The 12,724-nt window shown below is 35.6% G+C and carries 10 protein-coding genes; 8 read left to right on the top strand and 2 right to left on the bottom strand.

Annotated features, from left to right (window positions below):
* Nucleotides 1-43: 43 nt before the first annotated feature.
* On the top strand, nucleotides 44-1,378 hold the full coding sequence (locus AC4BB5_RS10985) for a flavin monoamine oxidase family protein (RefSeq protein WP_490456174.1): 1,335 nt from the start codon (nucleotides 44-46) through the stop codon (nucleotides 1,376-1,378).
* Between the two features lie 446 nt (nucleotides 1,379-1,824).
* On the opposite strand, the gene AC4BB5_RS10980 is transcribed toward AC4BB5_RS10985, so the two are convergent.
* Nucleotides 1,825-2,421 (bottom strand): FUSC family protein, encoded by a 597-nt coding sequence (locus tag AC4BB5_RS10980; RefSeq protein WP_490456173.1) that lies wholly within the window; start codon nucleotides 2,419-2,421, stop codon nucleotides 1,825-1,827.
* 116 nt (nucleotides 2,422-2,537) lie between these two features.
* Here AC4BB5_RS10980 and AC4BB5_RS10975 point away from each other — a divergent pair, with 116 nt between their 5' ends.
* Both AC4BB5_RS10975 and AC4BB5_RS10970 read left to right on the top strand, forming a co-directional pair.
* A complete protein-coding gene (locus AC4BB5_RS10975) occupies nucleotides 2,538-3,497 on the top strand; it encodes an aromatic acid exporter family protein (RefSeq protein WP_490456172.1) in 960 nt (319 codons plus the stop codon).
* Nucleotides 3,498-3,978: 481 nt separating this feature from the next.
* A complete protein-coding gene (locus AC4BB5_RS10970) occupies nucleotides 3,979-4,482 on the top strand; it encodes an HD domain-containing protein (protein WP_086313437.1) in 504 nt (167 codons plus the stop codon).
* Nucleotides 4,483-4,532: 50 nt separating this feature from the next.
* On the opposite strand, the gene AC4BB5_RS10965 is transcribed toward AC4BB5_RS10970, so the two are convergent.
* The gene (locus AC4BB5_RS10965; RefSeq protein WP_490456171.1) at nucleotides 4,533-5,888 is read right to left on the bottom strand and encodes an MATE family efflux transporter; all 1,356 of its coding nucleotides are present in this window, start codon (nucleotides 5,886-5,888) and stop codon (nucleotides 4,533-4,535) included.
* A gap of 321 nt (nucleotides 5,889-6,209) precedes the next feature.
* Between AC4BB5_RS10965 and AC4BB5_RS10960 the strand changes: the two genes are divergently transcribed.
* From AC4BB5_RS10960 to recQ, 5 genes are all read left to right on the top strand, one after another.
* Nucleotides 6,210-7,478, top strand: coding sequence for a voltage-gated chloride channel family protein (locus tag AC4BB5_RS10960; protein WP_490456170.1), 1,269 nt, complete (start codon nucleotides 6,210-6,212; stop codon nucleotides 7,476-7,478).
* 56 nt (nucleotides 7,479-7,534) lie between these two features.
* On the top strand, nucleotides 7,535-7,813 hold the full coding sequence (locus AC4BB5_RS10955; protein ID WP_490456169.1) for a UPF0223 family protein: 279 nt from the start codon (nucleotides 7,535-7,537) through the stop codon (nucleotides 7,811-7,813).
* A gap of 1 nt (nucleotide 7,814) precedes the next feature.
* The gene (locus AC4BB5_RS10950; RefSeq protein WP_490456168.1) at nucleotides 7,815-8,588 is read left to right on the top strand and encodes an inositol monophosphatase family protein; all 774 of its coding nucleotides are present in this window, start codon (nucleotides 7,815-7,817) and stop codon (nucleotides 8,586-8,588) included.
* A 239-nt stretch (nucleotides 8,589-8,827) separates the two neighbouring features.
* Nucleotides 8,828-10,663: a translational GTPase TypA gene (typA, locus tag AC4BB5_RS10945; protein ID WP_490456167.1), complete on the top strand. Its 1,836-nt coding sequence runs from the start codon at nucleotides 8,828-8,830 to the stop codon at nucleotides 10,661-10,663.
* Nucleotides 10,664-10,920: 257 nt separating this feature from the next.
* Nucleotides 10,921-12,708 (top strand): DNA helicase RecQ, encoded by a 1,788-nt coding sequence (gene recQ, locus AC4BB5_RS10940; RefSeq protein ID WP_490456166.1) that lies wholly within the window; start codon nucleotides 10,921-10,923, stop codon nucleotides 12,706-12,708.
* Nucleotides 12,709-12,724 lie beyond the last annotated feature (16 nt).

Below are 12,724 nucleotides of genomic sequence, written 5' to 3'. Positions count from 1 at the left end.
CTAACGTTTATACTTTATTTAAACATTAGAAGGAGGTCGTTATATGAAAAATAATAACTATGACGTAATAATTGTAGGTGCAGGATTTGCAGGTATATCCGCCGGTTTAGCACTAAAAGAAAAAGGGATAAAAACCTGTATTTTAGAAGCCAGAGATCGAGTTGGAGGGCGTACAGAAACAAAATGGCTTGATGAAGATATCCAAATTGATTTAGGCGGACAGTGGATTGGGCCAACACAAGACCGTATGTATGAATTAGTAGAGAAATATGGAATGAAAACTTTCTCAACACAGCTTTTTGGGAAAGGGCAATATTCTTACTATAATGCCATGCATGATCAAATGTCAGACGAAATGAAGTCTTTGCTTACTATTATTGATGATTTAGCAAAGAATGTTAATTTAGAGGAACCTCAAAATAGTCGAGATATCGATTATCAAGATAGAATTACATTTGATACATGGTTAAATACCCAAACAGAGAATGAAGAAGTGGCAGAATTTTTAGGTAGAATTTTAGCTGGTGGCTTACTGGCGTCGGATGCAGGAGAAATTTCGCTTTTTCAAATGCTTTATTACATTGCTTCAGGTCAAGGAACTGAGATTCTTTTAGAAACAAAAGGAGGAGCTCAGCAAGATCGCATTGTTGGTGGGCCTCAAGCATTAGCAAATAAAATGGCTAAAGATTATGGCACAAGTTTGAAGCTCAACCAAAATGTTCGTTTTATAACAAAAGTAGCTGATGAATATATTGTCAAAACAGAAAATGGGAAGAGCTATAAAAGTAAATTTGTATTGATAGCATTACCTCCAAGCGTTGTGAATGCAACGATTACTTTTACCCCAGAATTACCAATTATGAAGAAAAAAATGTTGCAAAACTATTTACCTGGAAGTGCTTCAAAGTATCATGCAGTCTATGATAAACCTTTCTGGCGAGAAAAAGGTCTATCTGGTCAATTTAATATGAGTAACGGCTGGATCATGGAGTCTATTGATAATTCTAATGAGAATGCTCAGGAAGGGATTCTAACGTTTTTCGTTTATGGTGTTGACTCTATTCGATTAAACAAACTACCAGAAGAAGAAAGAAAGCAGTTGTTAATAAAAGAACTAGTAAAATTATATGGAGAAGCAGCTAGAAAGCCAAAATATTTCTTAACACAGGACTGGAATAAAGAGGTCTTCACAAATGGTTGTTTTACGAGTCATTTTATACCTTGTGGTTTCTTGAAATATGGTGAATTTATTAGACAAGAGGTTGACGGGATTCACTGGGCAGGAACCGAAACGGCAACAATATGGAATGGATATTTTGAAGGAGCTGTGCGTTCAGGAGAAAGGGAGGCTGAAAGAATAATAAGAAAAATGAAATGAAATTCTAGCCAAGAAGGAAATAATTAACTAGAATGGTTGATTAAAGATATGAAGTTTTTATATAAAACAGGAGTAAAATAAACTGTGTAAGTAGCGAATTCTAGAAAAGCTACTTACACAGTTTTTTTCGTGTAGAGGAAATTCAGGTAAAATAGATGTGAAAGGAAGCAAGGCTAGTTGAAGTAAGAAAAGAGTTCCTAAAAACCGTTGAATTAGCAAAGACCATTCTAGAAAGCTAAAACTTAGAAAAGTTGGTGGCGTATAAAACGCTCTAAAAGATAGCTTTGGTTTCTTATTTGAACAAATACTTCAAGATGAAATGACGCATCCGTTTGAATCAGACCTTATCAATAAAAGTAAACGTGATGTTTTGGCTATTGAATCAAAGAGGATGTCCTGTGTGCTAGAGACATTGCCATCTCCTAAAAACCTCTTGTTGCAATCACTTATTTATTCTTGCTTTGATTCTCTATAGTCGCTTGTATTTTTTGTTTAAGAACTTCTAATTCTTTTTCTTTTCTCGCAAGTTCTGCCATATCTTCTTCGATTTCATGTTTTTCTTCAACTGGTTTTGGCTTGATAAAGAAATTCAATCCGATGCCAATAAATGTGCCAATAAACGTATCAATCACTCTGGATAAAGCAAAATAAACCGATTCACCTTGTGGAATACTCAATGAAATCAATAATAATGTCGCAATTGCAGAGATGATTCCAGAATTATTGTTCATGCCGTCAGAAATGACAATGACCACAATCACTAAAAAAGGCAATAAGAATAATTCAACTAAAAAATCATTGGAAAAAAGATCTTTGACTAAAAAATAGACAATTGCTAAACCGCCACCTAGAGTATTGCCAAGTATTCTTGATTTACCAAAGGTAAGGCTTGTCGTTAAATCTTGCCGCAAAGAAAAGACAGCTGCTAGAGCAGCAATCATAGGTGCTCCACGATCGAATACTTTAAACAAAATAATACAAAGCATCACAGCTAGAGCTGTTTTCAATGTACGCATACCTAAGCGAAAAGGACCGACTTCCATGAGCTTTCTCTCCTATAATCAACATTTAATCAGTTTTCTATTTAATGATAACCGAAATAGAGGTAAAATTACTAGTAATAAAACAAAAGATTAATCATTTTGTGAGGAGCAGTCAAATGAAAATTGGATTACGAACAATCAAGACCGCAGTGAGTGCGACCTTGTCAATGATGGTTGCGGGAAGTTTTGGGTTATTATATCCTGCGTCAGCAGGTATTATTTCTGTGTTGAGTGTGACTAACACAAAGAAAACTTCTTTATTAACAGGATTTTACCGGTTACTTTCTTTAGCCCTAGCTACTGTTATTGCCTACCTATGTTTTTCTATTCTAGGATTTAATGCACTTGCTTTCGGGGTCTATTTACTGTTATTTATCCCAGCGGCGGTGTATTTTAAGCTTTCAGATGGGATCGTAGTTAGTTCCGTTTTAGTAACTCAATACCTAGTAGAACAAGATTTATCTTGGGGGATTATTGGAAATGAGTTTTTATTAATGACAATAGGGGTTGGATTTGCCTTACTCATGAATTTGTATATGCCGGATACAGAAAAACGCTTAAAAGAAGACCAAGAAATTATTGAAACGATGTTTCGTAAAATTCTGAATAATATGGCAGCGTATTTAAATCAGCATGTGAAAGAAAGAAATTTGTTTGAAAAATGTAATGATTTAAAGAACTTCATCCGAACGGGTGAAAATTGGGCGAAAAATCATGCAGAGAATCAATTGATGTCTTCAAATCATTATTATATCGAATATTTTACGATGCGGCGATTGCAAAGTAATAGCTTGAAAGATATGTTACGGATATTGGAGAACATCACAGTTGAACCAGAACAAGTGAACAACATTCAAGAGTTATTACAATATACTGCGGAAACTTTTGCTGAAAATAATGATGGACAAGAGATATTGGACAGAATCGCTTTAGTGTACGAAGCTTACAGGAAAAAAGAATTACCAAAGACCAGAATAGAGTTTGAAAACCGAGCTCAACTTTTTCAATTTTTGCAAGTGTTTCAATCATTTATAGAAATCAAAGCTGAATTTGCAAAACAACAGAATGAAAAGTAACTATGAAAAGGATCAATTTATTAAAATGTGAATACAGATTTTCAAAAGCTTTAGAAAGCATCAACATTTTTTCTAAGGCTTTTGTAGATGTTTGAGTGCAATTAAAAGTCAAATAATTTTTTTCTTCATTAAATAAAACCGATACTTAACAGGAAAATGATGCTAGGCACAAAGAACAAATTTTCTTTTATCTCATTCATTTCAGGCAATTTTTTCCTGCCTGCTATAGACATATTGGTAGAATGCATTGATTTGTTTTTTTGAACGTTAATTTTTATATTATTTTGGTAATATGATATAACAATTGTAAGGAAGAAAAAGAATATTTATAAAGTAAATGTTAAAGTTTGGTTACGGAATTCAAAAATCCTAGCATTTGTAAAATCAAGGTGCTATACTTTCATCAAGTTAAAAAAAGACTTTTTCTTAAACTCAGTAAAAATAGAAATTTTAAGTCTCTAAAAAGGTGGAACCAGAATTAATGACTGAAAAATGGCGTGAAGATCAAGAATATATGTCTTATGTTGAAGATTTATTGGAAACGGAAGAAGTACAGCGTTTAGGAAATTATACGCAGCATGTTCACTCAACTCGTTTAGATCATTCAATCAGCGTTTCTTACTATAGTTATAAACTAGCTAAAAAATGGAATGGTGATGCTAGAGCAACAGCTCGTGCTGGACTTTTACATGATTTGTTTTACTATGATTGGCGTACGACGAAGTTCGATGAAGGATCTCATGCTTATATGCATCCTAGAATTGCAGTGAAAAATGCTGAGAAGTTAACCGAACTTTCAGATTTAGAACGTGATATCATCATCAAACATATGTGGGGTGCTACAATTGCACCGCCGAAGTACAAAGAGAGCTATATTGTTACCATGGTGGATAAATATTGTGCGGTCAAAGAAGCATCTGAGCCGATGACGAACTCAGTAAAAGCGAAATGGCGTCAATTTTTCCCGAGAAAACAATCCATATAAAAAAACGCCTGATTCTCAAATAGAGAGTCAAGCGTTTTTTAGTACGTAAATTATTGGCTAACAATTGTTTGTTCATACTCTAATTTCTTTAAACGTTTGATTGCCTTTAGATAAGAGGCCAGTAGCACAACTACAGAGCCAGCCCAAGCAAGTGGAGAGGCTAAAGCAGCGCCGGCAAAGCCTAAAGACGCAGTTAAAATAATTGCAGCAAAAGAACGCATGATCAGCTCCATGATCCCTGCTAAGGTTGGAATCACGCTTTGTCCAAGACCTTGTAACGTATAACGAATAATAAATAGAATTGCTAACAGCCAATACATGCTACCATTGATATTAAAATAAATCTGAGAAAGGTTGAGCACTTCAGTTTCTTTTCCGCTGATAAAAAGAGTAACTAAGTTCTGTCCAAAGAGTATCACGATTCCACCAGCCAAAAGACTGAACCCAATACTCATTGCAAGGCATTGGTTTACGCCTTGTAAAATTCGTTTATATTTTTTTGCGCCATAGTTTTGGGCGGTAAATGTTGCCATTGCAATCCCAAACGACATCATTGGCTGAGTCGCGAACTGTTCGATTTTTCCTGAAGCTGCTTGAGCTGCTACAACATCCGTACCTAAACTGTTTAATGCTGCTTGTAAAATAATCGCACCGATCGCAATGATTGACGATTGAAAAGCCATTGGTAAAGCAATATTCAAATGAGCTTGAAACTCTCGTTTGTCAATGGAAAAATCTTTTTTACGTAATTGAAGGTTAGGAATTTTCCAACGAATATAGCCCACGCATAGAAGACTGGATATAATTTGAGCTGTGATTGTTGCAATACCAGCTCCAGCTACACCCATATGAAAATTAAGGATCAAAATCAAGTCCAGTCCAACATTGATAACACTGGCAATAATTAAAAACAATAGAGGGGTTCGACTATCTCCTAGAGCTCGAATCACATTTGATAATAGATTGAAAGCCATTGCAGCAAAGATTCCAATAAATATAATAGAAATAAAGGTTTGAGCATCATCGATGATTTCTTGTGGGGTTTGCATAATCTGTAGCATCGGACGAACAAAAATCAAGCTCAATGCAGTTAAAATGATTGTTACGATGGCACTGATGATGATTCCTGTGGCAAAACTTTTTTTAACTCCTCGATAATCTTGTGCACCAAACCGCTGTGATGTTAAGATGGACAGTCCTGCTGTCAAACCTTGGGCAAAGCCAATGATCAAAAAAGTAATACTTCCCGTTGAACCTACAGCTGCTAGAGCATCTTTCCCTAAAGTTTGACCAACGATTATCATATCGGCCATATTATAGAATTGTTGGAAAATATTGCCGATCAATAGCGGGATCGTGAAGAAAAAAATTAGTTTTGCAGGATTACCATGTGTTAATTCTTTCAATGAAAACATCCTTTCATTATGAGAGAACAATCCGTTGGTAGATTTTCTCTACAGTTCTAACAAAATCAACGATCAAGTTTACTGGTAAACAGATAGTAAAGCAATTCAAAATTTCCTATTTATAGTAGCACAATATCGGGCATTTGCAAGTGATTTTTAAAGGTAGATTCTTTTTTATTTTGAATAAAACTTTACAGGCTGGTCACAAGAGATAGATTATTTATTTCTCGTTTCTTTTAACAAAAATTGCTATAATTTAACAGCGTGGATTTAAGAAGTGGTATCATAGAGTAGTTGATGTATTTATAAGGAGATGACCAAATGAAAAGTGAAATCAATATGCCGATAAAAATTAGCCTTTATATGGTCAAGTGGTTGACGATTACTGCCTTGATAGGTTTAATAATGGGGATGTTGTCAGCTTTTTTCCTAAAAAGTTTAGATAAAGTGACCCAAATTAGACTAGAGAATCCATGGCTTTTATTTCTTCTGCCGATCAGTGGGGCTATTTTTGCTTTTCTTTACAAGAAATACGGTGCAAATGCGATTCGGGGGAATAATCTTGTGATTGATCAGGCTAATGGTGAAAAGGAAAACATTCCGTTACGGCTTATTCCACTGACTTTATTTGGAACAATCACAACGCATTTATTTGGCGGCTCTGTGGGTAGAGAAGGGACAGCTGTTCAAATGGGAGGGACAGTAGCAAACGCTGTTGGGCACCTTTTTCGATTAGATAAAGTTGAACGAGAAATTGTTATTATAAGTGGAATCAGCGCAGGATTTAGCTCTGTTTTTGGTACTCCTTTGGCAGGTACCATTTTTGGATTAGAGGTCTTGGTAATTGGACGTTTACGATCTGATGGGGTATTTCCGAGTTTTTTTGCAGCTTTTTTTGCAAATTTTGTTACTGAATCATTTGGTATAACGCATACACACTATAGTATGGGACAAGTACCTAGTTGGTCATTACTGATCTTCATTAAGTTGATGATTGCAGGTGTGTGTTTTGGTTTAGTTGGCTGGCTTTTTAGCCGCTCCATTGTTTTAATCAAAAAAATATACGCAACTTGGTTTAGAAATGTTGTTTTGAGAAATTTTATTGGAGGAGTAGTGGTAGTAGCTGCAGTTTTTATTCTACAGACTCAGCGCTATTTAGGATTAAGCCTACCGCTACTAAAGGAGGCATTTAGTGGAGATAATCACTGGTTTGATTTTCTTGGAAAGCTTTTTTTCACAGTGTTGTCACTAGGTGCAGGTTTCCAAGGTGGTGAGGTGACACCATTATTTGAAATTGGTGCGACATTAGGTAGCAGTTTGGCATCGATTCTGCATTTATCAATTCCATTTTTAGCTGGATTAGGTTTTATAGGTGTTTTTTCCGGAGCTACGAATACGCCAATTGCTTGTTTTATCATGGGCATTGAATTATTTGGAAGTGAAGCAGCATTATTTTTCTTTATGATTTGTTTGATGAGCTACATGTGCTCAGGAAATGCTGGGATTTACTCAGCTCAAAAAGTAGAAATAGAAAAAGGTGTTTTATTTTTACCGATTTTGACAAACTGGCAAAATAAGAATAAGAAATGACAGGCTATGTCAATAGTTTTCTTAGCTTGTGACAAACTATAAGATGAGGTGAAGGCATGAAAGATTATCAATATCCTTTAGATTTAGACTGGACAACGGATGAAATGGTGAGCGTAACCAATCTTTGGTCAGCAGTAGAACAAGCAAATGAAACTGGAATTGATACTAAAGTGTTTTTGAATACGTATAAAGAATTTAAAACCGTAGTTAAAAGCATCGGTGAAGAAAAGCGTTTAGGGAATGAATTTCAAAAAGTATCTGGGTATTCTTTATATCGAACACTTCAACAAGCAAAAAAACAAGAGGTAGGTAGATTGAAGCTAGGAGCTGATTAAAATGACAAATGAAAAAATGATCGTTGAAATCAAAGAATGGTTAAAAGAAGCAGCAGGCTACATTCGTGTGAGTTTGACTAATGAATTTAAAGTTTCTCAAAAGTCAGGCAGAACTGACTTAGTTACAAATATCGATGAAGAAACGCAATCATTTCTTATCAAAAAAATCAAGCAAACCTATCCGAATGATCGGATTTTAGCTGAAGAAAAAGGGTTTGATGCTATTGATTCTTTAGCTGGTCGAATTTGGATCATTGACCCAATCGATGGTACGATGAATTTTGTAATGGAGCAGGAAAATTTTTGTATTATGCTTGCTTTTTTTGAAGAAGGTATCGGGCAATTAGGTTTTATTTATGATGTGATGAAAGAGGAATTGTATTGGGGCGGGAAAAACCGCGGTGTGTTTCTTAACGATCAAAAGCTGACACAACCAAATGATGTTCAGTTATCAAAGGGATTACTGGGAATGAATGCGTATATGTATGGAAAAAATATTCATTCTGCTGGAGAAATAGGACATACAAGTATGGGCATCAGAGTTAGCGGTTGTGCTGGAGTGGAACTGATTGCAATGCTTAAAGGTAATCATATCGGCTATATTTCCAATCTAAGCCCGTGGGATTATGCAGCAGGTTTGGTTTTACTTGATGAATTTGGATTCAAGTACTCTAATATAGATGGAAAACCATTAACATTTACTAAGCGTGAATATTTTCTAGCAGCAACTCCTACAGCATATACAGAAATTCTGGAAAACTTTATTCAAAAATAGAACCACAAAATATAAAATAAAAAAAGCCTGTCTGTATTATAGAAATGTGGTACTCTCTTGAAAGAAAATATTGCTTTTTTTCAGTAAATGTGTTATTTTTTCAAAAAAAGGCAATAAAATATGAAGCTTTCACAACTTTTGAAAGCTTTAGACTATATTTCATGAAAAAAATTTGGTATAATAAAAAGTCGGATTTAATGAACAAGTGACGTAAGGCAAAAGGATAAGGAGCAATTACATTGAAATACAGAGAAGATATTAGAAACGTGGCAATCATCGCCCACGTCGATCACGGTAAAACAACACTAGTAGATGAACTTTTAAAACAATCAGATACTTTAGATGGACACACACAATTACAAGAACGTGCGATGGATTCAAACGCGATTGAAAGCGAACGTGGAATCACGATTTTAGCTAAAAATACAGCGGTTGATTACAAAGGCACTCGTATTAACATCTTGGATACACCTGGACATGCGGACTTCGGTGGTGAAGTAGAGCGTATCATGAAAATGGTAGATGGTGTCGTTTTAGTTGTTGATGCATACGAAGGAACAATGCCTCAAACACGTTTCGTATTGAAAAAAGCATTGGAACAAAAAGTAACACCAATCGTTGTTGTAAATAAAATTGACAAACCATCAGCACGTCCTGAACATGTTGTTGATGAAGTTTTAGAATTATTTATCGAATTAGGTGCGGATGATGATCAATTGGACTTCCCAGTTGTTTACGCTTCTGCATTAAATGGAACGTCAAGCGATTCTGATAACCCGGAAGATCAAGAACCAACAATGGCACCAATTTTTGATCAAATTATTGAGCACGTACCTGCACCCGTTGACAATTCAGATGAACCATTACAATTCCAGGTGTCATTATTAGACTATAATGATTATGTAGGACGTATTGGTATTGGTCGTGTCTTCCGTGGAACGATGAAAGTTGGCGATCAAGTTGCCTTAATGAAATTAGATGGTAGCGTGAAAAACTTCCGTGTTACTAAAATCTTTGGTTTCTTTGGTTTACAACGTGTTGAAATCAATGAAGCCAAAGCCGGCGATTTAATTGCCGTTTCTGGTATGGAAGATATCTTCGTTGGTGAAACAGTTGCTGATGTGGCACATCAAGAAGCTTTGCCGATTTTACACATCGATGAACCAACATTACAAATGACATTCTTAGTAAATAATTCTCCATTTGCTGGTCGTGAAGGTAAATTTGTTACTTCTCGTAAAATTGAAGAACGTTTAATGTCAGAATTACAAACAGATGTATCCCTACGTGTAGAACCAATCGGTCCTGATTCTTGGACAGTATCTGGTCGTGGCGAATTACATTTATCAATCTTGATTGAAAATATGCGTCGTGAAGGCTATGAATTACAAGTTTCTCGTCCAGAAGTTATTGAACGTGAAATCGAAGGGGTAAAATGCGAACCGTTTGAACGTGTTCAAATCGATACTCCAGAAGAATACATGGGTAGTGTCATCGAATCATTAAGCCTACGTAAAGGCGAAATGCAAGATATGATCCACACAGGTAATGGTCAAATTCGTTTGATCTTCTTAGCTCCAGCTCGTGGTTTGATCGGTTATACAACTGAATTCTTATCAATGACTCGCGGATACGGTATCATGCACCACACATTTGATCAATATCTACCTATGATTCAAGGAACAATTGGCGGACGTCATCAAGGTGCATTAGTTTCAATCGATACTGGTAAAGCAACAACTTACAGTATTATGAGTATTGAAGAGCGTGGAACAGTTTTTGTAGAGCCTACAACAGATGTTTACGAAGGAATGATTATCGGTGAAAACAACCGTGATAATGATTTGACTGTAAATATCACAAGAGCAAAACAAATGACTAACGTTCGTTCTGCCAATAAAGACCAAACTTCTGTAATCAAAAAAGCAAAAATTCTTACATTAGAAGAATCTTTAGAATTCTTAAATGAAGATGAATATTGTGAAGTAACACCAGAAAGCATTCGTTTGAGAAAACAAATTCTTAATAAAAACGAACGTGAAAAAGCAAGTAAAAAGAAAAAAGTAGCTGAATAAAGAAAAAAGTTAAAAAGGTGGAACAAGACTTAAAACGTTTTGTTCCCCTTTTTTTGTGGATAACTAGTAATAAAAAATGTAGGGAAAAGCGTATATTACTATATAAACCCTGATAAATAAAGGTTTTTGGATCTTGAAGGAAAAACAAGTATGTTTCACGTAGTGTATATTGTTTCACAGAGAAGGGAAGACTCCCTTGAATTGCACTATAACGCATGCTAAAATAACAACCAGACGCAAAGAACGGAGAGAATTTCATGATTGACATTAAAGATTTACTAAAAGAAAAATTTGGATACGACGAATTTCGTCAAGGTCAAGAAGATATTATCAATCATGTTTTGCATAAAGAAAATGTCTTAGGCATCATGCCGACAGGCGGTGGAAAATCAATTTGCTATCAATTGCCTGCCTTGATGTTGGAGAACTTAACATTGGTGATTTCGCCTTTGATCTCTCTGATGAAAGATCAAGTTGATGCATTAAATATGATGGGAATCCCAGCTACGTTTATCAATAGTACAATTTCACAGCAAGAAATGAATAAACGTGTCCAGATGGCAGTTAATCGTGAAGTGAAACTTTTATATGTAGCGCCTGAGCGTTTAGAATCATTTGATTTTCAACAATTGTTGTTGCACGTTCCAATCGATTTGTTGGCGGTAGATGAAGCACATTGCATTTCACAATGGGGACATGATTTTCGTCCAAGTTACCTGCGTTTGGCTGAAATTATTGAACAGTTCCAACAACAGCCAGCCGTGATTGCATTAACTGCAACAGCGACACCGCAAGTAGCAGAAGATATCCTAAAACAATTACATATTCCGAAAGAGAATCAAATCCAAACAGGTTTTGCCCGAGAGAATCTATCCTTCCAAGTTGTTAAAGATCAAAATCGTGATGTCTTTCTGCTGGAATATTTGAAATTGAATCAAGGACAGTCTGGTATTGTTTATGCTAGTACTAGAAAAGAAGTTGAGCGTATCTATCATTTACTTAAAAGTAAAAAAATAGCGGTAGGTATGTATCATGGCGGAATGAATGAGAAGGAACGAAATCATAACCAAGAAGAGTTTTTATTCGATAAACTACAAGTAATGGTTGCGACGAATGCGTTTGGAATGGGAATAAATAAGAGTAATGTTCGTTTTGTCATCCATGCACAAATTCCAGGAAATATAGAGTCTTATTATCAAGAAGCTGGACGTGCCGGGCGCGATGGACTTCCAAGTGACGCTGTTTTACTTTATGCGCCGCAAGACCTTCAAATTCAGCAATTTTTTATCGATCAATCAGAAATGACTATTGACTATAAACAAAAAGAGTATATGAAATTGAGAGAGATGTCCCAATATGCTAATGCCCAAATGTGCCTGCAAAAATTTATTTTGCGCTATTTTGGTGAAAAAGGGCATGACTGTGGCCGTTGTTCTAATTGTTTGGACGAGCGAGAGTTAGTAGACATTACAATTGACGTTCAAAAAGTTTTATCGTGTGTAAAACGAATGGGTGAAAAATTTGGTAAGGGTTTAGTTGGCAAAGTATTGACTGGCTCAAAAGACCAAAAAATCGATCAGTGGCATTTTAATCGTTTGCCTACCTATGGATTGATGAAAGATCGGACGCAAAAAGAAGTAAATCAACTGATTGACTATTTGACAGCTGAAAGATATTTAAATCCGTCTGATGGACAATATCCACTCTTATCGGTATCACCTACTGGGGTTCAAGTACTTTTAGGGGAGCAGACGGTGTTTAGGAAAGAAGATCAACGTGTTCGTAAAGTCGCGGTCAATGATGGACTATTTGAAACATTAAGAGCGTTACGAATGGATTTAGCTCAGGAGGCAGGGGTGCCACCATACTTAATTTTTTCAGATAGCACTTTGAAAGAAATGTGCGAAAAACTTCCTAAAAATTCTATTCAATTATTGCAAGTAAAAGGTGTAGGCCAGAATAAATTAGATAAATATGGTGAGAAATTTTTGGCGGCAATCGAGGCATTTAAACAAGCTGAAGAAAAAGATGAGAGTATTGAGTAAGTTTTATCATAAACAA

The sequence above is a fragment of the Enterococcus sp. AMC1252 genome (genome assembly GCF_058216515.1).
This window is presented reverse-complemented; position numbering and strand designations above follow the sequence as displayed.